The sequence below is a fragment of the Micrococcus lylae NBRC 15355 genome (assembly GCF_001570885.1).
Taxonomy (GTDB): domain Bacteria; phylum Actinomycetota; class Actinomycetes; order Actinomycetales; family Micrococcaceae; genus Micrococcus; species Micrococcus lylae.
Window position 1 is genome coordinate 97,410 of sequence record NZ_BCSN01000001.1, and the last position, 20,449, is coordinate 117,858.

The following is a 20,449-nucleotide window of genomic DNA, read 5'->3' on the forward strand; positions in this document are numbered from 1 at the left end:
ATCGCTGCGGCGCAGGTGCACGGCGGCCTCATGCCGGCCGGCACGCGGAGATCAGTCGATGTCGCCGAGCACCCGTCCGAGGGTGGTCTCGCCGTCCGCCAGCGAGTAGGTCAGACCGATGACCGCGGTGCGGCCGTCGCGCACGGCGCGGTAGAGGTGGCGGGAGGACTCCACGAGCCGGTCGCAGGTCTGGTCCACGTGCTCGGCCACGGTGCCGTCCACGTCCGTGATGCCCTTGCGCTGTGCGGCGAGCACGGACGGGGTGATGCGCTCGACCAGGGAGCGGATGAAGCCCGGGGGCATCCGGCCGGTCTCATAGGACTCCACCGCGGCGGTGACGGCGCCGCAGGAGTCGTGGCCCAGGACCACCACGAGCGGGATGTCCAGCACGTCCACGGAGTACTCGAGGGAGCCGAGCACGGCGTCGTCGATCACCTGGCCGGCCGTGCGGATCACGAACACGTCGCCCAGGCCCACGTCGAAGATGATCTCCGCGGCGAGCCGGGAGTCCGCGCAGCCGAAGATCACGGCCTTCGGGTGCTGTCCGGACGTCAGCGAGGAGCGGTACTCGGCGCCCTGGTTCGGGTGGCCGGGGGTGCCGGCCACGAAGCGGTCGTTGCCCGCCTCGAGCATCCGGTAGACCTCGCCGGGCGTCAGCCGCGGCTCGGAGGGGGACTGCGGGGTCGGAGTGCTGGCCATGAGGATCCTTCCGTGCGGGCCGCGGCGTCGGGCGGCGCCGTCCGAGGCCTATGGTGTCACGGCCGGACCGGCGGCCGTGCCCGTCCGGCGTCATGTCTATCAGCGGACCGCCGTGAGGTCCGTCACCGGGCCGCCGCGGTCACGGACTCGGCGAGCTCGCGCATCACGGACTCGTCGCCGGTGACGGTGAGCACCACGGTGGTGCCGTCCACCTCGCCGACCCAGAACAGGTCCTTGCCCTCCGGGTCGTGCGGGGTCCAGGAGACGCCTCCGACATCCACGGGGTCGCCGGCCGGGGACTGCTTCACGCGCATGGCGGTCCAGGTGGGGTTGGCCTCGGCGGCCTGCTCCAGGCCGGCGAACACGTCGTCCGACACCACCCAGCCGACGTCCCACGAGGAGACGCCGTCCCGGGTGGTCCAGCGGGCGTAGTTGGAGGTCCACCCCTCCGGAACGTCCGGGGCGACGGCGGGGACGCCCTCGGCGGCGCGGATCTGCTCGGCCGTCTCGGCCACGTCGATGCGGTCCTGGCGCTCCGGGGCCGGCGGAGGCGGGGCCAGCAGCAGGAAGGCTGCCACCACGGCCATGAGGAACAGGGTGGACAGCAGCATGGCCACGGAGCTGGAGGTCGCCCGCTTGGCCTGCTTCTCCGTCAGCACCGGACGCGGCGCCGCCTGGAGGTCGGCCTCCGAGGAGTCTGCGGGCGCCGCGGCGCGGCCGCCGTCCGGCCCTGCACCGCCTGCGGGCGCGGTGCGGGCGGGGTCGGTCACGTCGGGATGGTTCTCGCTCGAGCTCACCCGTGCATTCTGCCACCCCGGGCACGGCAGGCCCGTAGGATGGAGGTGGGGCAGAGTGGCCCCGGCGCCGACCCGCGAGCAGGACCGGCGCACCGCGATCTGGATCGGAGAGACATGGGCACCGCGTCCACGCAGAACACCGGGTACGAGAACCACGTGCCGGACCGCAACCTCGCCATGGAGCTGGTGCGGGTGACCGAGGCCGCGGCGATCGCGGCCAGCCCCTGGGTCGGCTACGGGGACAAGAACAAGGCCGACGGCGCCGCCGTGGATGCGATGCGCTCCTTCATGGACACCGTCAACATGGACGGCGTGGTGGTGATCGGCGAGGGCGAGAAGGACGAGGCGCCCATGCTGTTCAACGGGGAGAAGGTCGGCGACGGCACCGGTGCCCCGGTGGACGTGGCCGTGGATCCGATCGACGGCACCCGCCTGACCGCCATGGGCTACAACAACGCCCTCTCCGTCTTCGCCGTGGCCGAGCGCGGCACCATGTTCGACCCGTCCGCCGTGTTCTACATGGACAAGCTCGTGGTGGGCCCGGAGGCCGCCGACTTCGTGGACATGCGCCTGCCGGTGAAGCAGAACGTGAACCTCGTGGCCAAGGCCCTGGACAAGCCGGTCTCCCAGGTGACCGTGTGCGTGCTGGACCGTCCCCGCCACGATGAGCTGGTCGCACAGATCCGCGAGGCCGGCGCACGGGTGAAGTTCATCCTGGACGGCGACGTCGCCGGCGCGATCGCGGCCGCCCGTCCGGGCACCGGCGTGGACATGATGATGGGCATCGGCGGCACCCCGGAGGGCATCGTCACCGCCTGCGCCATCAAGGCCACCGGCGGCGTCATCCAGGGCCGGCTGGCCCCCACCGACGATGCGGAGAAGCAGAAGGCGATCGACGCCGGCCTCGACCTCGACGCCGTGCTGACCACCGAAGAGCTCGTGACCTCCGAGCACTGCTACTTCGCCGCCACCGGCATCACCGACGGCGACCTGCTGCGCGGCGTCCGCTTCCAGGACGGCCGCGTGCACACCCAGTCGATCGTGATGCGCTCCAAGTCCGGCACCGTCCGGACCGTGGACGCCGAGCACGACGTGGCCAAGTGGTCCAAGTGGCTGCAGAACGCCCGCTGAGCCACATCTGAACGGCTCCGCCGGCCGGATCACGACGACGGCCCGGTCCCCTTCGCGGGGACCGGGCCGTTGGTCTGTGCCCACCCCTTCTTAGACGGAGGCGGGCCGGGCGGGCGAGGGTGCGGGCCGTCGTCGGGAGGGAAAGAGGTCAGTCGGCCGGCATCGACGCGACGTAGACCGTGGTGTTCTCACCGTCGCCGGAGCGCACCTCGAACGGGGCGGCGGCGGTCTGCTCGGCGGAGAGGAACACGGCCTCGCCGGGGGCGAGCGTGGTGCGCTCGTCCCCGCAGCAGACCTCGGCGGTGCCCTTGGTGCCGACGGCGATGGCCGGGCCGTGCAGGACGGCGGGGGCAGGGGCGTCGGCCCCCTCGGCGGTGAGCTGGGTGAGGGCGAACTCCTCGAACGGAGGGCGGTAGCGGACGGTGCCCTGGCCCACCGGCTCCGGGTTCGTGTAGGGGACCGGCAGCGGGTCGAAGGTGACGATGCGGGTCAGCTCCGCGACGTCCACGTGCTTCGGAGTCAGGCCGCCGCGCAGGACGTTGTCCGACGCGGCCATGATCTCCACGCCCAGGCCGTGCAGGTAGGCGTGCACGTTGCCGGCCGGCAGGTGCACGGCCTGACCCGGCATCAGGTCCACGCGGTTCAGCAGCAGGGTGACGAGCACACCCGGGTCGTCCGGGAAGTGCTCGGCGGCCTCGAGGGCGGTGACGATGGCGTCGTCGTGCAGGATCAGGTCCTGCATGCCTGTGAGGGCCTCCACGAGTTCGGCGGTGCCGCCGCGGGACCAGATCGACTCGGGGTCGAGGATCTCGGCGAACGCGCCGGTCACGTCCCCGTCGGCGAGCAGCACGGCCAGGTGACGGGCGGCCAGGGCCACCTCGGTGGCGTTGCCGTCCGCGTACTCCGTCATCACCTGGGCGATGCGCTCGAACGTCAGCTGCGACTCCTCCGGACGGCGGAAGCCGCACAGCGCGGAGAACGGCGTCAGCGCCACGACCATCTCGGGCTTGTGATTGTCGTCCTTGTAGTTGCGCTCCGGGGCGTCGAGGGGCGTGCCGGCCGCCTCCTCGGCCGCGAAGCCCTCCCGGGCCTGCTCGAGGGTCGGATGCGCCTGGATGGACAGCGGGCGGCCTGCCGCCAGCAGCTTCATCAGGTACGGCAGGCGCCCGAAGCGGGCCGCCTCGCCCAGATGGCGCTCCGGGCCCTGGGCGATCAGACGGTCCAGGGTCACCCGCTCGCCTGTACCCGTCTCGACCTCGGACGGGGCCGCCGGGTGGGCGCCCAGCCACATCTCCGCCTCGGGCGCGCCCGAGGGCTCGCGGCCCTGGAGGGCGGCGAGCAGGGTGGTGGAGCCCCAGGCGTAGTCGCGGATGGGGGAGTGCAGTCGAAGCATGGTCCCCAGGGTAGCCGACGCCGCGTCGGGGGTCTCCGTGACCGCCGGGGCGCCGTCCGGGCGACCCGGAGCGGTCAGCGGCCGGGGGCGCACAGGTGGTTGGTCGAGGAGGCGTGGAGGAGCGCCTTCTCGAGGCCGGCGTCCTCCCACTGCATGAGGGTCTCCTCGGTGATCTCCATCCCCTCGTAGTCAGTGGGGGCGGCGGGCCAGGTGTCCGGGTCGTCCTCGTCCACCTCCGGGGCCACGGAGGGCTCCGGGGCGGTGCCGGTGAGCAGCGGCAGGGCGGCGCCGGCCGGAGACTGCGCCTCGGCGCCGGGCTCCACAGGAGTGCCGTCCTCCTCCATCATCTGCCCCACACGCTCATGGATCTGCTCGAAGTCCGGGAAGGTGGAGAACTTGTCTCCGGCGTCGCCGAAGTCCGGGGCGCCGATGGTGAGGCGCTGCATCTTCTTGCCCCGCGCCTTCTCGCCCAGGTCCACGAAGGTGCCGAGCTGGGACTGCGGCAGGTTCGTCTCCACGATCTGCTCGCCGGCGTCCATGATCTCCTCGAAACGGGCGAGGACGGTGCGGGGGGAGAACTGCTGGAGCATCGCCTGCTGCATGCACTGCTGGCGGCGGATGCGGGAGTAGTCGGTGGAGTACTTTCGGGAGCGGGCGAAGGCCAGGGCGTTCTTGCCGTCCAGCTCGTGCGTGCCCGGTCCCCACCAGGCGTTGCCCCACTGGCCGTCCGGGCGCTCGCCGCGGTGTGTGACCCAGCCGCCGGAGGTCAGGGTGATGCCGCCCATCGCGTCGATCAGCTGGGAGAAGCCGCCCATGTCCACGAGCACGTAGCCGGACATGTCCAGGCCCAGGATTCCGCCGGCGGCGTCCACCATCGCCTCGGCGCCGGGGTCCTCGGCGCCGGGGTAGAGGTCGCTGTGATTGTTCGTGACGTCCACGTAGAGGGCGTTGATGATGCACTCGTCGCCGCAGTTGTAGCCGTCCGGGTAGACGTCCCAGAGCGGCGAGTCCTCGGTGAACTGGGCGTTCTGGAAGTTGCGGGGGATGGAGAACAGCATGGTGGCGCCGGTCCGTGCGTTGATGGAGACCACGTGGATCGAGTCCGGACGCAGCCCGACGCGGCCCTCGCCGGCGTCGCCGCCCATCACCAGGAAGTTGTAGCGGCCGTCCTGGGAAGGGACCTTCGGGCCGTCGCCGAAGATCTTGCCGATCGAGGTGCGGCCGGCGTTCGTCAGGTAGGCGCCGTACGTCAGGCCGCCGGTGGTGACGACCAGCGCGAGGATCGTGGCGGCCACCGTCAGGATCTTCGCACCGGGGGCGAGCTGGCTCACGGTGATCAGGCGGAACGTGTCCACCCAGAGCACCAGCCAGCCGAGGGCCAGGACCAGCAGCACCACGGCGAGGACGCCGAGCACCACGGGGTTCGCCAGCATGTTCAGCAGCCAGCCGCGGGCCACGAAGGAGATCAGCAGGCAGACCAGCAGGGCCGCCCAGACCGTCATCGTCACGCGCAGTGCCGCACGCCCCAGCCGCCGGTTGCCGGCCACCACCTGGGCACCGCCCGGGACCAGCAACGTCAGCAGCAGGAGGATCGCGGAGCGCTTCGTGCGCTCCGGGGCGGTGGCCGTGCGGGGGTCGCGGACCGGGTCGCGGTCCGTCCCCAGGGTCTCGGGCCGGTCGGTCAGCTGCGCGTTCACGAGCCGGTCGCCACCTCGTCATGCAGGCGGGCGCCCTTCGCCTGCGCCTGGGCCTTCAGGTCCGCGGCGAAGGCCACCAGCCGCTCGCGCAGGGCGGCGGCCTCCTCGCCCTCGCCGGCCCCCAGCATGCGGGCGGCCAGCAGGCCTGCGTTCTTGGCGCCGTCCACCGACACCGTGGCCACCGGGACCCCTGCGGGCATCTGCACGATCGACAGCAGGGAGTCCAGGCCGTCCAGGTTCTTCAGGCGCACCGGCACGCCGATCACCGGCAGCGGTGTGACGGAGGCGAGCATGCCCGGCAGGTGGGCGGCGCCTCCGGCGCCGGCGATGATCACACGAATGCCGCGCTCGTGCGCCGTCGCGCCGAACTCGACCATCTCATGGGGCATGCGATGGGCGGAGACCACGCCGACCTCCACCGGGACGCCCAGCTCGCCGAGCACGTCCGCGGCGGCGCGCATCACGGGCCAGTCCGAGTCCGATCCCATCACCACGGCCACCTGGGCCGGGGTCTCCTGCAGGGGACGGGTGTAGCTGTTCTCGGCGGCGGTCATGTCAGGCCTCCTGTGCTGCAACGGTCGAGGGGACGGACGGGGTGCCGGCGCCCGGGGTGCCGCCGTCACGGATCCGGGCGACGGCCGCCTCGGCGGCCTCCACGGCGTGCGGCAGGTCCGCGGAAGTGCGGACGACCACGTTCACGTGGCCGAGCTTGCGGCCCGGGCGGACGCCCTTGCCGTACAGGTGCACCTTGGCCTCCGGGAAGGAGCCCAGCGCGTGGGGCACCTCGGCATACAGGTCCTCGTTGGCGCCGCCGAGCAGGTTCTTCATCACCACGGCCTCGCCGTGGAGGGAGACGTCCCCCAGCGGCAGGTCCAGGACCGCGCGCACATGCTGCTCGAACTGGCCGGTGACGGCGCCGTCCATGGACCAGTGGCCGGAGTTGTGCGGGCGCATCGCCAGCTCGTTGACCTGGAAGCCGTCTGCGCCCTCGCCGGTCTGGAACATCTCCACGGCCAGCATGCCGGTCACGCCGAGTCGCTCGGCGATGGCCCTGGCGGCGGAGGCGGCGGCCTCGGCCAGCTCGTCGGAGAGGTCCTGGGCCGGGGCGGTGACCAGGTCGCAGACGCCGTTCGTCTGCACCGAGTCCACCACCGGGTAGGACTTGAGCTCGCCGGAGGGCGTGCGGGCGACCTGGGCGGAGAGTTCGCGGGTGAAGGGGACGAACTCCTCGGCCAGCAGCGGGGCGATGCCGGCGCCGAGCCAGGTGCCCAGGGTCCCGTCCGCGGCGGAGGAGCGGACGTCCTCGGCGGAGTCGAGCCTGAGCACGCCCTTGCCGTCGTAGCCGCCGCGCGGGGTCTTCAGGATCATCGGCCAGCCGTGCTCGGCGCCGAACGCGAGGATCTCGTCCACGTCCGAGACCGGGGCCCAGGCCGGGTTCGGCAGGCCGAGCTCCTCGATCGCGGCGCGCATGGCCAGCTTGTCCTGCGCGTACTGCAGGGCGTCCGGCCCGGGGCGCACGGCGACGCCCTCCTCCTCGAGGGCGCGCAGGTGCTCGGTGGGGACGTGCTCATGGTCGAACGTGATCACGTCGACCGTCCGGGCGAAGGCGCGCAGCGCCTCCAGGTCCGCGTGGTCGCCCACCGTGTGCGGGGCAACCTGGGCGGCGGAGGCGTCGGGGGCCTCGGCCAGGACGCTGAAGCGGACGCCGAGTTCGGCAGCCGGGCCGGCCATCATCCGCGCCAGCTGGCCGCCGCCGATCACACCGAGTCGAGGAGAAGTCGGAGAAGTCACGCCCCCAGGCTAGCGGCGTCGGCTGGGAATCCGATCACAGCGACGGGGTCTGCTCCGGGTGTCCGGGACAGGCGGCACGGGCGGCACGGACGGAAGGCCGGCGGCCGTCGTCGTGACCTGGGGCGCGGTGCCGCGTGAGCGGCGTCGCGTGTTGTCTGCGGATGTGCTGGGAGTCTGCCCCCATGAAGTGCAGGTCATGCCCGCGCAGGTCCTGCGACGGCTTACACTCGTCCACACGCCCGCGTCCGAACGGCCCTGCGCCGGACCGACCAGAGCCCTGGCGGTGAGCGGGTGCGACGCGGAAGGGGCGTCGCCGGCCGAGGACCGACTCCGCCGACGGACACGCCCCACTGCGGAACACTGCTGTCGACCTGAGGACCCCTCCTTCCATGCTGACGAACCTGTGGCGCCGCTTCACCGGCCTTGTGTCCCTGCTCTGGCGCGAGGTCGCCAAGTTCGGCACGGTCGGCGCCGCCGCCTTCGTTGTGGACTCCGCCGTCTTCCTCTGGATGATGTCCGGCCCCCTGGAGGGCTCCAACGTCAAGGCCAAGATCGTGGCCGGCGTGGTCGCCACCCTGTTCAGCTGGGTGGCCAACCGCTTCTGGACCTTCCGCCACCGCCGCCAGAACAACGTGGTGCGTGAGCTCGTGATGTTCCTGATCATGAACGCGATCGGCCTCGGCATCCAGGCCGGCTGTGTGTTCATCGCGCAGTACGGCATGGGCCTGACGGACAGGACCAGCCTGTTCATCGCCGGCAACGTGGTGGGCCTGTTCTTCGGCACCGTCTTCCGCTACTTCGCCTACCGCTTCTGGGTGTTCCGCGAGGAGCTGGACACCGAGCCCGGCTACGAACGCGACATCGCCGTCATCACCGGCCAGATGCCGTATGTGACCCAGCAGCCTGAGGACGTCCCGGCCGCGACCGCCGAGAACCCGCACGCCGTGGAGCGGGACCCCTCGCGGGCGACCGCGAACCGCCCCCAGCGCCCAGCGGCCTGAGCGGCGGGGCGGCTCAGGCCGAGAAGCCGGCCTCGCGGGCCGCGGCGGCGAGGTCACCGGCGCAGACCACCACGGCTCGGCCCTCGTCCCAGGCCTGCAGGGCGGCGGCCAGGTGACGGGCCTGGAGCGGGCCGCGGGCCAGCACGGCAGCGCCGGGCACGTGCAGGACGTCCTCGGCCTCGGCGGCGGGGTCCGCGAGGGACGCCGCAGCGGGCACCCGGGGTGTGTCCGCGAAGCGGTCGGCCTCGCCGAGCAGAGCCTCGGCCATGTCCACGTCCGCGGCGGACACCTCGTCCGGGTGCGCGCGCACGGGGGAGAGGTCGCGTGGCAGGGCCAGGCGCAGCCCGAGCGCACCGGCCGGCACCGGAGCGGCGGCGTCCTCGGCGACGACGGCGTCCACGTCCTCCGGGGCCTGGCCGTCGATGCCGGTGAAGGCCGGCTGAACGCCGGCGCAGACGGCGCCGAAGGCGACCGCCAGGGACATCCAGTGCACGGGCAGGTCCAGGCGGAGGCGGGTGCCGTCGTCGAGGTCCTCGGCGGCGCAGAGCGCGGCCGTCTTGGCGGCCCACGTCATCAGCACCGATCCGGAGACCTCGATGCGGGCGTCCACACCGGAGTCCGCGTCGGCCGAGCCCGGAAGATGGATCAGCACCGGCCTGGCGGTGGCCTCCAGCCGACGGGCGAGCGGGGCGTTCGAATCGGGGCGTGACAAGGCGATCATGTGGCCAGTGTGGCATGTCCGGAAGGGTCCGCCACAGGGGTTCGGGGGTGCTGGTCGAGGCCCGGCCCTGGCTTGACGAACGGGGAGTTACACCGGTGTAATTGTGGACGTCGAGAGGCGATCCGGCCGGGTGTTCCCGGTGTCGATGCCGGCATGCAGATGCCGTGTGGTGGTCGCCCGCCAACCACACACGTGCAAGCCTCCGGGAGGGTCCTGTCATGGAGAACACGCAACGAGTCGAGGACGTCCGGCGCAGCGTCTCTGCGCCCGCCGCGTCCCCTGACCGGAGCGTCCCCGCTGACTGGTTCATCGACCCGGCGGATCCGCACGCCGGCCGGTGGCAGGAGGCCTCGCTCGAGGACCAGGCCACCGCGTTCCTCACCGCCCACGGGCTGGACGAGGACGGCGAGGACGCGCAGCAGGGGCAGGAGCCGCAGGCCGGCACCGTCACTGCCCTGTTCCCGACTTCCGCCCCGCAGCAGCCGAAGGGTGCCCCGTCCCTGAAGGACGACCCGTGGCAGGTGCTGCCGCTGGCCATGGAGCCGGCCGAGATCGAGGGCGAGCTCGCCTGGCAGGTGGACGCCCTGTGCGCGCAGACCGACCCGGAGGCGTTCTTCCCGGAGAAGGGCGGCTCCACCCGTGACGCCAAGAAGGTCTGCGGTGCGTGCCCGGTGCGCCAGGAGTGCCTGGACTACGCGATGGCCAACGACGAGCGCTTCGGCATCTGGGGCGGCCTGTCCGAGCGCGAGCGCCGCCGGCTGCGGAAGATGCAGCAGGGCTGATCTCTGCCCCTCAGCTCCCCTTTGCGTTTTGGGGATACAACACGGTGTTGAGATCGAAGAACGTGACCGTGTCTGTTCCTCACTCTCGCCGCGCCGGTGCCGGGGGCCGCGCTCGTCATGGGGTCGGTTCCTTCACAGCCGACCGGTCCTCCACAGCCGACCGATCGCCGGGATCCATCCACAGATGAGGCTGCACCCGAGGCGCAGCCGCCTGCCTGCCCGCCACTGTGTGGGGCATGGGCAGTTTTCCACGACCTCTCGACGACGGCCTTCCGGCGATCATCACCAGCCGTGACGTGCGGGCGTCCGGGCTCAGCTCCGAACGGCTGCGTGCACAGGACCTCGAACATCTGGACCACGGGATCTACCTGCGCAGGGACGCGACTCTCCGCAGCTGGCAGAGCCTGGGCCTGCCGGAGCCTGGTCACCGGACCCTTCCGGACTTCCTGGCGGCCTTGCTCACTCTTCATCCTTCGGGGGTGCTCTCCCATGAGACTGCGGCACACCTGCACGGGATCCCGATGCCCCATGCTCCGTGGCACCACCGAGACCCGAGCGGCTACCGGACCAGCGATCTCCCGCCCGTCCACATCACCCTGCCGAAGGGCACGAAGCGGATCCGCCGCAGTGGTGTGGTGGACCACCGGAGGAAGCTGGATGCCCTGCACGTCACCGAGGTCCACGGACTGCGGGTCACCACTCTCGAGCGCACGTGGCTGGACCTCTGCGCCCTCGGCTACCCGTGGTTGCTGGACGACCTCGTGGCGGCCGGAGACCACCTGGTGAAGCATCCCTGGCATCCGGGTGGACGTCTGCCTCCGCTCAGCACCGTGGAACAGATCAGGCAGGCGGTCGATCAGGTGGGACAGTTCAAGGGGAAGCGTCTTGCCAAAGACGCCCTGGAACTCGTGCGAGTCGGCGCCGATGCTCCGCCGGAGACGAAGCTGCGGCTCGCCCTCCTCCGCGCAGGCCTTCCCGAACCCGAACTGCAATGTCCGATCGACCCAGACGATGAGGACTCCCCGGAGACCGACCTCGGCTACGAGGACTGCAGGCTCGCCATGCAGTACGAGGGCGCCGGACACCGCACGGCCGAGCAGCAGACGCGTGACGTTCGGCGTGACCGGTACGCCGCCGAGAGAGGATGGCGGACGCTCAAGGCCAACGTGGACGACCAGCGCGAGGGCTTCCGATCGTTCATCCGGCAGGTGCGGCGGCATCGGGATTCGTGGGGGAAGACGTGAGGGCTTCGGCCGGACCCGCGAGCGGGAGAGACCCGGCGTCTCTCCGGCCCGGCATCTCTCGGACCACGTGAAAGTGAGGGGCAGACACGGTCACGTTCTTCGGTCTCAACACCGTGTTGTATCCCCAAAGTGGTCCCCCACAACGTCCCCCACACCACAAGGGCCCAGCTCAGAGGCTGCCCCAGCCAGGGTCGAGCTGCTCCGGGTCCCGGCCGATCTCCTCCGCGCACCGGGCCAGCACGGTCGCGTACACCGCCGTGTCCAGCTCGTCCGACTCCACGGCCGAGAGGATGGGTCGCTCATGCAGGGTCACCACCAGCGTGCCGTCGCCGCGCCGTCCCACGCTCGCCCACAGCCGCTCCGGCCCGGGCGGCATCCCCGCCCTCAGCTCCCGCAGCAGCCCGTCCGCGTGGTCCGGGATCCGCTGCACCCGCACCACCATCCCGATCAGCGCCGGCTCGCCGAGCCCGCCGATCTTCTCCACGGCCTTCTCCACCGCCGTCTCCAGCCGGTCCTGCCGGGTCCGCCGCGCCCGCCGTCCCAGCGGCAGCGGGTGGCGCAGCCCGCGTCCGTGCCGGTCCCGGGACCTCCACGGCACGCCGCCGGCCGCAGACTCCTCCCCACCGGCCGCAGACTCCTCCCGCGGCTGCGCGGAGAACTCGAGCGGCGTGAACGGCGAATCGGACATGGCCACAGGCTAGGTCATCCGCGCCGCGCCCGATCCCGAGTAGGGTGGTGCGCCGTGGGAGCCATGCGTCGATGCAGCAAGACGGGGTGCCAGCGGAACGCGCTGGCCACCCTGACGTACAACTATGCCGACTCGGCGATGGTCATCGGCCCGCTCTCGCGCCGCGCCGAGCCGCACACCTATGACCTCTGCGGCGAGCACGCCGCGGCCATGACGGCCCCGAAAGGCTGGGAGATCCTGCGTCTGGAGCTGCCGGAGCGCTACGAGCCGGTCCCGGGCCCGGACGACCTGCTCGCGGTCGCCAACGCGCTGCGCCCGCAGCGCACCGCCCGGCCGCTCACGCCCACGGCGTCCTCGGCCGTCCCGCCGCGCGGTCAGGACCAGCAGGAGACCCACGACGACGGCCCCGCCTCCTCCGCCACGTCCGTCACCGATGCCGCCCCGTCCCGGCCGGCCGCATCCCGGCCGACGGCGGACGGCGAGCAGGCTCCGCGCCCCTCGCTGGGCGGCCCGGACGGTCCGGCCCGTCCCGGCCGTGGCGGGCTGCGTGTGATCCGCGGCTCGGAGGAGACCGACTGAGTCCGCGCCCCGCGCGTTCACAGGCGCCTCGGACGTAGGCTGGTCCGTATGACTGAGACCACCGCTGCCACGCCTGACGTCGACCCGCAGTACTCCAACCGCACCACCGTGCCCGGTGCGGACTTCGACTTCGTGGTCCGTGACCTCGCGCTCGCCGAGGCAGGCCGCCACCAGATCCGCCTGGCCGAGCACGAGATGCCGGGCCTGATGGCCCTGCGCGAGGAGTACGGCGAGTCCCAGCCGCTGGCCGGCGCCCGCATTGCCGGCTCCCTGCACATGACCGTGCAGACCGCCGTGCTCATCGAGACCCTGACCGCTCTGGGCGCCGAGGTCCGCTGGGCCTCCTGCAACATCTTCTCCACCCAGGACGAGGCCGCGGCCGCCGTCGTCGTAGGCTCGGGCACCCCCGAGGACCCGCAGGGCGTGCCGGTGTTCGCCTGGAAGAACGAGTCTGTGGAGGACTACTGGTGGACCGCCTCCCAGATCCTGACCTGGCCGGGGGCGGCGGAGGACCCGCAGCTGGGCCCGAACGTGATCCTGGACGACGGCGGCGACGCCACCCTGCTGCTCCACAAGGGCGTGGAGTTCGAGGCCGCCGGTGCCGTGCCGTCCGCCACGGAGGACGACCCGGAGGAGTACCGGATCATCCTCCAGACCCTGCGCCGTCGCCTGGCGGAGGACCCGCAGCACTGGACCCGCACCGCGAAGACGGTCCGCGGCGTGTCCGAGGAGACCACCACCGGTGTGCTGCGCCTGTACCAGCTGGCCCAGGACGGGCGGCTGCTGTTCCCGGCCATCAACGTCAACGACTCGGTCACCAAGTCCAAGTTCGACAACAAGTACGGCATCCGCCACTCCCTGCCGGACGGCATCATGCGTGCCACGGACGTGCTGATCGGCGGAAAGGTGGCCGTGGTCTGCGGCTACGGCGACGTGGGCAAGGGCGCCGCCGAGGCCCTGCGCGGCCAGGGTGCCCGTGTGATCGTCACCGAGATCGACCCGATCTGCGCGCTGCAGGCCGCCATGGACGGCTTCCAGGTGGCCCGCCTCGAGGATGTGGTGTCCGCCGGTGACATCTTCATCACTACCACCGGCGGCAAGGACATCATCATGGCCGAGCACATGACGGCGATGAAGGACAAGGCGATCGTCGGCAACGTGGGCCACTTCGACAACGAGATCGACATGGCCGGCCTCCACCGCCTGCCGAACACGGTCAAGACGGAGATCAAGCCGCAGGTGCACGAGTGGACCTTCGACGCCGGCTCGGACGCTGAGCGTTCGATCATCGTGCTCTCCGAGGGCCGTCTGCTGAACCTGGGCAACGCCACCGGCCACCCGAGCTTCGTGATGTCCGCGTCCTTCACCAACCAGGTGATGGCGCAGATCGAGCTGTTCGGCGGCTCCGCCGGCACCGGCGCCCTGACCGGCGACCACTACGAGAAGCAGGTGTACACCCTGCCGAAGATCCTGGACGAGAAGGTCGCGCGCCTGCACCTGGACGCCCTGGGCGTGGGCTTGACCGAGCTGACCAAGGTCCAGGCCGAGTACCTCGGCGTGGACGTGGCCGGTCCGTACAAGGCCGACCACTACCGCTACTGAGCCCCCCGACCCGCTTCCACTTCCCCAGGAGGGATCCCCATGAGCTCCACCGCATCCGGCGGCCGTCGGCCGTTCGGCAAGAAGGAGGGCGAGCAGACCGCCGAGTCCTCCGAGTTCGAGTCCGGCCTGGACTACGGCGCCTTCATCGAGGACGACGCGGACCAGGACCCGAACCGCACCGTGGCCCTGCCGCGGGAGGACCACGACGACGGCTCGCTCGCCTCCGGCGGCGACCGCACCGACCGCTCGGCATCCGGTGACGAGGAGACCGTGGCCCTGCCGCGTGGGGGCGCCTCCGGCGAGGAGAACGAGACCATGGTGCTGTCCCGCGAGGACCGCGAGGACGGTTCCGGGTGGGCCGACGAGGAGGACCACCAGTCCACGGCGTCCCTGAGCCGCGAGGACATCGACGAGCTGCGCCGTCAGGACACCGCGGGCCGCGCCGCCGGCGAGCGTGACGTGGTGGCCACCCGTCCGGTGGCGGCCTCGGCCCCGGTGCCGCCGGAGGGCGGGTCCGGCTACCCGACCGGGGTCATGGACACCGTGGACGAGCGCCGGGACGGCCGTGACGTCCACGCCGAGCGCGACGTCCGTGCCGAGCGCACGGAGCGTCCGTGGGCGACCTCCACTGACCGTGACGAGCCGTACTCGCAGGACCAGCTGGCCGAGCGCGGCGCCTACGACCGCGGGGGCGCGCACGCCCCGATGGCCGTCGCCGGCGCCGGGGGAGTGGCCACCCAGGCGTTCTCCCGCACCCAGCGCGACCCGGACGGCCGTCTGCCCGTCACCGGCCCGCGCATCGCGCAGACCCTGCTGGCGATCCTCGCCCCGATCGTGCTGCTGATCGGCGTGGTCCGCCTGGTGGCCTCGCCGGTGTTCCTGTGGCTGGAGTACCACCGCCCGGGCTTCCCGGAGGACCAGTACGGCTTCTCCCTCCAGGACCGTCTGCACTACGGCTCGGCCGGCCTCGACTTCCTGTTCAACGCCGCCGGCGCCCGCTACCTGCACCAGCTGCAGGCGGACGGAGACCCGGTGTTCACCGAGGCGGAGGTCGCGCACATGGTGGACGTCAAGGTGGTCATGCTGGTCACCATGGCCGTGGGCGTCGTCCTGGCGGTCGTCTGCGCCCTGCTGATCGCCTACCTGGTGAAGAACTCCCCGGGCGGCGTGCGCCGTGCCCTGTTCGCCGGGGCGCTGTGGTTCATCGTGGCCGTGCTGGTGCTCGCCGTGCTCGGCGTCCTCGGCTGGGAGGGCCTGTTCGCCGGCTTCCACCAGCTGTTCTTCGCGGACGGGACGTGGACCTTCGCGGCCAACGACGGTCTGATCCGCCTGTACCCGGGCCAGTTCTGGATCGACGCGGCGATCGCCATCGCCCTGGTCTCGCTGCTGGTCGCCGTGGTCACGCTGATCGTCACGGCCCCGACCCGTCGCCGCCGCGAGGCCGCCTGGGACCGCCGCCTGCAGCTGGAGGCGACCCGTGGCCGTTGGTACCGCGAGGACAACGTCGAGGTCGGCTGACCTCTCGACGCCGTCCACCCGGCGCGGGCCGGCAGCCGGCCCCGCACACGATCAGGCCCCGCATCGAGACGATCGGTGCGGGGCCCGCTTGTCTTTCTGCATCAGGCCTTCTTGCGCGGGCCGTAGAGGGCCTCCACCTCCGCCTCGAAGTCCTCCATCACGGTGCTGCGCTTGAGCTTCATGGACTGGGTCACGTGGCCGGATTCCTCGGACAGCTCGTGGTCCAGGATCACGAACTTGCGGATGGACTCGGCGCGGGAGACGCCCTCGTTGATCCGGTCCACAGCCTCCTGGACGGCGGCACGGACCTGGTCGTCCTGGGCGGCCTCGGACATGCTCATCTCGCCGCGGCCGTTGTCCTTGCACCATTCGGCCAGGGCCTCGGGGTCCAGGGTGATGAGGGCACCCACATAGGGGCGGTTCTCACCGACCACCACCACGTGGTTGACCAGGCGATCGCGGCGCAGCCCCTCCTCCATGGGGGTGGGGTAGACGTTCTTGCCGCCGGCGGTGACGATGAGCTCCTTCTTGCGGCCCACGATGGACAGGTAGCCGTCCTCGTCGAGCGTGCCGAGGTCCCCGGTGAGGAAGTAGCCGTCGTCGTCGAAGCACTCGGCGGTGGCCTGATCGTTCTCCCAGTAGCCCTTGAACACGATGGGACCCTTGACGAGCACCTCGGAGTCCTCGGAGATGCGCACGGTGGCGCCGGCCACGGGCAGGCCCACCGTGCCCATGCGCATGGCGGTGGGGATGTTCACGGTGGCCGGTGCGGTGGTCTCGGTGAGGCCGTAGCCCTCCATGATCGGCAGGCCGGCGCCGCGGAAGAAGTGGGCCAGCTCCGGGTCCAGGGCGGAGGCGCCGGACACCGAGTACTCCACAGCCCCGCCGAGGGCCGCGCGCAGCTTGGCGAACACGAGGCGGTCGAACACGGCGCGCTTGGCCCTCAGTGCCAAGGACGGCCCGGAGCCCGTGCCGCGTGCGGCGTCCTCCTGGGCCTTCGAATAGGCGATCGCGGTGGTGCGGGCGGCGTCGAAGACCTTCTCCTGCCCGGCGTTCTTGGCCTTGGTGGCCACACCGGCCTCCAGCTTCTCGAACACGCGGGGCACGGCCAACAGCCAGTTCGGGCGGAAGGAGGCCAGGTCCCGGGTGAGCGTGCCCATGGAGGGGGTGTGGGCGATCTGGATGCGGCCGACGAGGCAGATGACCTGCACGGCGTGGGCCAGCACATGGGCCAACGGCAGGAACATCAGCGTGCGGGAGTTGTGCCCGGACTCCTTCCAGGCCACGACCTCGTGGGCGAACGCGAGCACGTTCAGGCCCCCCGCCGCGAAGTTGCGGTGGGTGATCATGGCGCCCTTGGGCTTGCCGGTGGTCCCGGAGGTGTAGACCAGCGAGGCGACGTCGTCGAGGTCCGCGGCGGAACGGGCGGCCTCCAGGGTCGCGTCGTCCACGTCCGTGCCGCCGGCGGTGAGCTCGTCCAGGCCGGCGCCGGACAGCTGGAAGGTGGAGACCTCCAGGCCGCCGTCCAGGGCGGCGCGCTGGGTGGTCTTCTCGTGCGAGGCGGTGCCGCAGGCGACCAGCGTGGTCCCGGAGTCGGAGAGGATGTGCTCGACCTGGTGGGCGGAGGAGGTCTCGTAGATCGGCACGGAGATCGCGCCGGCGAACCAGATCGCCTGGTCCAGGACTGCCCACTCGTAGCTGGTGGGCGCGAAGATCGCCACGCGGTCGCCCGGCTCCACACCCCGGGCGATGAGGCCGCGGGCGACGCTGCGGACCTGGTCCAGGAAGGCGGAGAAGCTCACGTCCAGCCAGCCGCCGGCGCCGTTGGGCACCGCGTACACGGGGGCGTGGGGGGCCTCGGCCTGGGAGGACAGGACGAGGTCCGTGATGTTGCTGTCCTCCGGCAGGTCGGCGGCGAGGGCAGTCGAGGTCTCGGTCAGGCTAGTGGGCTTCTGCACAGGTACAGAGCCTACAGACACCCGGAGTGATCTGCGTAGCAGCAGCGGCCCCGGAGGGGCTCAGATCCAGCTGGCGAACCACATGCGCCAGCGCCAGTGCTCGTAGGGGAGGACCTCGCCGGTCCAGAGGGGAAGGAAGAACACGGAGACGGCGAGCACCAGGAGCGTGTACGCGACGATGATCAGGGCGCCGCCCCGCCGTCCGAGCCGGCCGCCGGGACGCAGCAGCACAGACAGCATCAGGACCACCATGAGCACCAGGAACGGCTCGTAGGCCACCGTGTAGAAGAAGAACATGGTGCGCTCCGGCCACAGGAACCAGACCACCTGGCCGGCGAGATACGCCCCCAGCAGGGCGCCGGCGCGCCAGTCCCGCCGCGCGATCCAGAGCCACAGGCTCACCAGCACGGCCACCAGACCGGACCACCAGAGGAGGGGGTTGGCGATGTCCGTGATGGCGGAGGAGCACGTGACGTCCATGCCGATGCAGGGCGCCTCGCCCGGATCGCCGCCTTCGTAGAAGTAGCTGACGGGCCGTCCCATGAAGGGCCACGTCCAGGGGCTGGAGGCGTAGTCGTGGGGACTGGTGAGGCCCTCGTGGAAGTTCGTGGACTCCTGGTGGTAGTGGATGAGCGAGCGCAGCGCGTCCGGCAGCAGGTGCTCCCACCAGGCGCTCGGCGGGTTCTCGGCGCCCCACTGGCGGTAGTAGCCGTCCGAGCTGAGGAACCACCCGGTCCAGGACGCCAGGTAGACGGCCAGGCCGCCGCCCACCACCGCGAGGAATGCACCCAGGCCGTCGTGGGTGACGCCGGCGCGCAGCCAGTGGCGGATGCCGGCGGTGCGGCGGGCCTCCATGTCCCAGAGCACCGTCATCAGCCCGAACACGGCCATGAACGCCAGGCCGGAGAGCTTCACGGCGCAGCCGGCGCCGAGCAGCAGGCCGGCCGCCAGCCGCCACGGACGCCAGCCCAGCAGCGGGCCGGAGGCGAGGAGCCGTCGTCGGCAGGCATGGTCCCCCGCCGCGCCGAGCGAGGAGGCGAGGCGGCGCGCCAGCTGTGCCCGGCCGTCGTCGCGGTCCTTGAGCAGGGCCCAGAAGGCGGCGACCACGAAGAAGGAGAGGAAGATGTCCAGCAGCCCGATGCGGGACAGGATCAGGTGGTGGCCCTCGGTGGCCAGCAGGACGCCGGCCAGCGCGCCCAGGGTGAGCGAACGGAACAGGCGGCGGCCGATCAGCACCGTCAGCAGCACGGAGAGCGTGCCGGCCAGGGCTGCGGCCGAGCGCCAGCCGTAGCCGTTGTCCAGGCCGAACACCAGCATGCCGAGGCCGATCAGCCACTTGCCCAGCGGCGGGTGCACCACATAGGCCGGGTCCGGATCCGGGGTGGCGGTGCCCTCGGCGAAGGCGTCGTTCACGTCGTCCGGCCAGGAGCGCTCATAGCCGTAGTGGAGCAGGGACCAGGCGTCCTTGGGGTAGTAGGTCTCGTCGAAGACCAGCCGGTCCGGGAAGTCCAGGGCCGTGAACCGCATGACGCCCGCCGCCAGCGCGATGAGCAGCGGGACGACCCAGTCCCATCTCGTCATCGCCGCCGTCGGCACGTCGAGGCGGGCGCGCAGCGCTGCCTCGGAGAACGGGTCGCCGGCGCGCGCGCCGGTCAGGGCACGGGAGGGCGGGGCGACGGAGGTTCGGGGCACCCTGCCATGCTACGGGGCCGGGCGCGTGCGGCGGCTAGAGTGCGGCGCAGACAGTGTTGGACGACGACGGCACGCGCCTGTGCCTGCCACGACGCCGTGGGTACAGGCCGGCCCTGCCGGCGACAGGGAGGAACACGCATGACCGGACAGCTGATCCTCGCGGCCACGCCGATCGGGAACCTCGGCGACGCCACCGACCGGCTGCGCGAGGTGCTCGCCACTGCGGACGTGGTGGCGGCGGAGGACACCCGCATGGCCCGGCAGCTGTGCCGGAAGCTCGGCGTGACCCCGGCCGGGCGGCTTATGGCGCACCACGAGCACAACGAGGCCGCCTCCGCCCAGGGGCTGCTGGCTCTGGTGCGGGACGGGGCCACCGTGGCCGTGGTGACCGACGCCGGCATGCCGACCGTCTCCGATCCGGGCCACCGGCTGGTGGCCGCCGCCGCGGCCGAGGGGCTGGCCGTGACCTGCGCGCCGGGGGCCAGCGCCGTGACGACGGCGCTGGCCCTGTCCGGGCTCCCGACGGACCGCTTCGCCTTCGACGGCTTCGTCCCGCGCAAGGCGGGGGAGCGGACCCGCGCCTTCGAGCAGATCCGCACCGAGCAGCGGACCGTGGTGTTCTTCGAGTCCCCGCAGCGGATCACGGCGGCGCTGGAGTCCCTCGTGGAGGTGCTCGGAGCGGACCGCCCCGCCTGCGTGGCCCGCGAGCTGACGAAGCTGCACGAGGAGATCGTCCGCGGCACCGTCGGCGAGCTGCTGGACTGGGCCCGTGAGCGTCAGGCGGGCGAGGGCATCCGCGGTGAGATCGTCCTCGTCGTCGGCCCCGGTGCCGAGGCGGAGGCGACGAGCCTGCAGGAGCTGGTGGCCGTCGTCGAGCAGAGGGTTGCCGACGGCGAGCGGATGAAGCAGGCCGCCGCCGAGGTGGCGGCCGCCCACGGCGTGCGCAAGAACGAGCTGTACGACGCGGTGCTGGCGGCCCGGAAAGGCTGAGCCGGTCCCTGCGGCGTCGGGAGTGCCCGAGCGTCGGACAGCCGTGGGGCACAGGCCCTGTCGGTCAGTAGGATGCGCGGTAGAGGCCCCGGAGGGAGCGGGCGCCGGGAATGAGCCCGGCCCGGCCCGCCGTTGGAGCTGACAGGCAAGCGGCCGCCGCGGCAGG

The 20,449-nt window shown here is 71.9% G+C and carries 18 protein-coding genes; 8 read left to right on the plus strand and 10 right to left on the minus strand.

The genetic code is table 11. The features are described 5' to 3' along the window. Positions 1-51: 51 nt before the first annotated feature. Both MLY01S_RS00415 and MLY01S_RS00420 read right to left on the minus strand, forming a co-directional pair. Positions 52-699 carry a carbonic anhydrase gene (locus MLY01S_RS00415; protein WP_067188121.1) on the minus strand — a complete coding sequence of 216 codons (648 nt, stop codon included), beginning with the start codon at positions 697-699 and terminating at the stop codon, positions 52-54. Positions 700-821: 122 nt separating this feature from the next. Beyond that, complete coding sequence (locus MLY01S_RS00420; RefSeq protein WP_255217992.1) at positions 822-1,469, minus strand: DUF4245 domain-containing protein; 648 nt, start codon at positions 1,467-1,469, stop codon at positions 822-824. A gap of 141 nt (positions 1,470-1,610) precedes the next feature. Here MLY01S_RS00420 and glpX point away from each other — a divergent pair, with 141 nt between their 5' ends. Next, positions 1,611-2,627, plus strand: a complete 1,017-nt coding sequence (glpX, locus tag MLY01S_RS00425) for a class II fructose-bisphosphatase (protein ID WP_067188124.1) — start codon at positions 1,611-1,613, stop codon at positions 2,625-2,627. Between the two features lie 148 nt (positions 2,628-2,775). Here the strand turns inward: glpX and manA are convergent, their stop codons facing one another. The 4 genes from manA to MLY01S_RS00445 all read right to left on the minus strand — a co-directional run bounded on the left by manA (position 2,776) and on the right by MLY01S_RS00445 (position 7,508). Further along, on the minus strand, positions 2,776-4,020 hold the full coding sequence (manA, locus tag MLY01S_RS00430) for a mannose-6-phosphate isomerase, class I (protein WP_067188322.1): 1,245 nt from the start codon (positions 4,018-4,020) through the stop codon (positions 2,776-2,778). A gap of 74 nt (positions 4,021-4,094) precedes the next feature. After that, positions 4,095-5,717, minus strand: a complete 1,623-nt coding sequence (locus MLY01S_RS00435; protein ID WP_245232052.1) for an LCP family protein — start codon at positions 5,715-5,717, stop codon at positions 4,095-4,097. Beyond that, the gene (gene purE, locus MLY01S_RS00440; RefSeq protein ID WP_067188127.1) at positions 5,714-6,271 is read right to left on the minus strand and encodes a 5-(carboxyamino)imidazole ribonucleotide mutase; all 558 of its coding nucleotides are present in this window, start codon (positions 6,269-6,271) and stop codon (positions 5,714-5,716) included. The genes MLY01S_RS00435 and purE overlap by 4 nt, the downstream gene beginning before the upstream one ends. A 1-nt stretch (position 6,272) precedes the next feature. After that, the gene (locus MLY01S_RS00445) at positions 6,273-7,508 is read right to left on the minus strand and encodes a 5-(carboxyamino)imidazole ribonucleotide synthase (protein ID WP_067188131.1); all 1,236 of its coding nucleotides are present in this window, start codon (positions 7,506-7,508) and stop codon (positions 6,273-6,275) included. Positions 7,509-7,897: 389 nt separating this feature from the next. Between MLY01S_RS00445 and MLY01S_RS00450 the strand changes: the two genes are divergently transcribed. Then, positions 7,898-8,509, plus strand: coding sequence for a GtrA family protein (locus tag MLY01S_RS00450; RefSeq protein ID WP_082739470.1), 612 nt, complete (start codon positions 7,898-7,900; stop codon positions 8,507-8,509). A gap of 13 nt (positions 8,510-8,522) precedes the next feature. On the opposite strand, the gene MLY01S_RS00455 is transcribed toward MLY01S_RS00450, so the two are convergent. Further along, entirely contained in the window at positions 8,523-9,230 is a 708-nt protein-coding gene (locus MLY01S_RS00455) for a hypothetical protein (protein WP_067188134.1), read from the minus strand. Between the two features lie 218 nt (positions 9,231-9,448). Between MLY01S_RS00455 and MLY01S_RS12885 the strand changes: the two genes are divergently transcribed. Next, positions 9,449-10,012: a WhiB family transcriptional regulator gene (locus MLY01S_RS12885; RefSeq protein WP_082739471.1), complete on the plus strand. Its 564-nt coding sequence runs from the start codon at positions 9,449-9,451 to the stop codon at positions 10,010-10,012. Positions 10,013-10,491: 479 nt separating this feature from the next. Beyond that, positions 10,492-11,256: a hypothetical protein gene (locus MLY01S_RS00465; RefSeq protein ID WP_245232053.1), complete on the plus strand. Its 765-nt coding sequence runs from the start codon at positions 10,492-10,494 to the stop codon at positions 11,254-11,256. Positions 11,257-11,425: 169 nt separating this feature from the next. On the opposite strand, the gene MLY01S_RS00470 is transcribed toward MLY01S_RS00465, so the two are convergent. Beyond that, positions 11,426-11,944, minus strand: a complete 519-nt coding sequence (locus MLY01S_RS00470) for a hypothetical protein (RefSeq protein ID WP_135103237.1) — start codon at positions 11,942-11,944, stop codon at positions 11,426-11,428. Positions 11,945-12,007: 63 nt separating this feature from the next. Here MLY01S_RS00470 and MLY01S_RS12890 point away from each other — a divergent pair, with 63 nt between their 5' ends. The 3 genes from MLY01S_RS12890 to MLY01S_RS00485 are packed head-to-tail and all read left to right on the plus strand — an operon-like array spanning position 12,008 to position 15,643. Then, a complete protein-coding gene (locus MLY01S_RS12890; protein ID WP_082739472.1) occupies positions 12,008-12,523 on the plus strand; it encodes a DUF3499 domain-containing protein in 516 nt (171 codons plus the stop codon). A 48-nt stretch (positions 12,524-12,571) separates the two neighbouring features. Further along, complete coding sequence (gene ahcY, locus MLY01S_RS00480; RefSeq protein ID WP_167635484.1) at positions 12,572-14,125, plus strand: adenosylhomocysteinase; 1,554 nt, start codon at positions 12,572-12,574, stop codon at positions 14,123-14,125. A gap of 39 nt (positions 14,126-14,164) precedes the next feature. After that, the gene (locus MLY01S_RS00485; protein ID WP_067188143.1) at positions 14,165-15,643 is read left to right on the plus strand and encodes a TIGR01906 family membrane protein; all 1,479 of its coding nucleotides are present in this window, start codon (positions 14,165-14,167) and stop codon (positions 15,641-15,643) included. Between the two features lie 101 nt (positions 15,644-15,744). On the opposite strand, the gene MLY01S_RS00490 is transcribed toward MLY01S_RS00485, so the two are convergent. Beyond that, positions 15,745-17,601 (minus strand): AMP-dependent synthetase/ligase, encoded by a 1,857-nt coding sequence (locus MLY01S_RS00490; protein ID WP_067188146.1) that lies wholly within the window; start codon positions 17,599-17,601, stop codon positions 15,745-15,747. A gap of 60 nt (positions 17,602-17,661) precedes the next feature. Beyond that, positions 17,662-19,293 carry a dolichyl-phosphate-mannose--protein mannosyltransferase gene (locus tag MLY01S_RS00495; RefSeq protein ID WP_067188150.1) on the minus strand — a complete coding sequence of 544 codons (1,632 nt, stop codon included), beginning with the start codon at positions 19,291-19,293 and terminating at the stop codon, positions 17,662-17,664. 138 nt (positions 19,294-19,431) lie between these two features. On the opposite strand from MLY01S_RS00495, the gene rsmI reads away from it, so the two are divergent. Continuing rightward, positions 19,432-20,283 carry a 16S rRNA (cytidine(1402)-2'-O)-methyltransferase gene (gene rsmI / locus MLY01S_RS00500; protein ID WP_067188153.1) on the plus strand — a complete coding sequence of 284 codons (852 nt, stop codon included), beginning with the start codon at positions 19,432-19,434 and terminating at the stop codon, positions 20,281-20,283. Positions 20,284-20,449 lie beyond the last annotated feature (166 nt).

What these genes read in the sequence shown, in the direction of transcription:
- MLY01S_RS00415 (WP_067188121.1), bottom strand. Translation starts at nt 699, where the DNA reads ATGGCCAGCACTCCGACCCCGCAGTCCCCCTCCGAGCCGCGGCTGACG.
- glpX (WP_067188124.1), top strand. Translation starts at nt 1,611, where the DNA reads ATGGGCACCGCGTCCACGCAGAACACCGGGTACGAGAACCACGTGCCG.
- manA (WP_067188322.1), bottom strand. Translation starts at nt 4,020, where the DNA reads ATGCTTCGACTGCACTCCCCCATCCGCGACTACGCCTGGGGCTCCACC.
- purE (WP_067188127.1), bottom strand. Translation starts at nt 6,271, where the DNA reads ATGACCGCCGCCGAGAACAGCTACACCCGTCCCCTGCAGGAGACCCCG.
- MLY01S_RS00450 (WP_082739470.1), top strand. Translation starts at nt 7,898, where the DNA reads ATGCTGACGAACCTGTGGCGCCGCTTCACCGGCCTTGTGTCCCTGCTC.
- MLY01S_RS00455 (WP_067188134.1), bottom strand. Translation starts at nt 9,230, where the DNA reads ATGATCGCCTTGTCACGCCCCGATTCGAACGCCCCGCTCGCCCGTCGG.
- MLY01S_RS12885 (WP_082739471.1), top strand. Translation starts at nt 9,449, where the DNA reads ATGGAGAACACGCAACGAGTCGAGGACGTCCGGCGCAGCGTCTCTGCG.
- MLY01S_RS00470 (WP_135103237.1), bottom strand. Translation starts at nt 11,944, where the DNA reads ATGTCCGATTCGCCGTTCACGCCGCTCGAGTTCTCCGCGCAGCCGCGG.
- MLY01S_RS12890 (WP_082739472.1), top strand. Translation starts at nt 12,008, where the DNA reads ATGCGTCGATGCAGCAAGACGGGGTGCCAGCGGAACGCGCTGGCCACC.
- ahcY (WP_167635484.1), top strand. Translation starts at nt 12,572, where the DNA reads ATGACTGAGACCACCGCTGCCACGCCTGACGTCGACCCGCAGTACTCC.
- MLY01S_RS00485 (WP_067188143.1), top strand. Translation starts at nt 14,165, where the DNA reads ATGAGCTCCACCGCATCCGGCGGCCGTCGGCCGTTCGGCAAGAAGGAG.
- rsmI (WP_067188153.1), top strand. Translation starts at nt 19,432, where the DNA reads ATGACCGGACAGCTGATCCTCGCGGCCACGCCGATCGGGAACCTCGGC.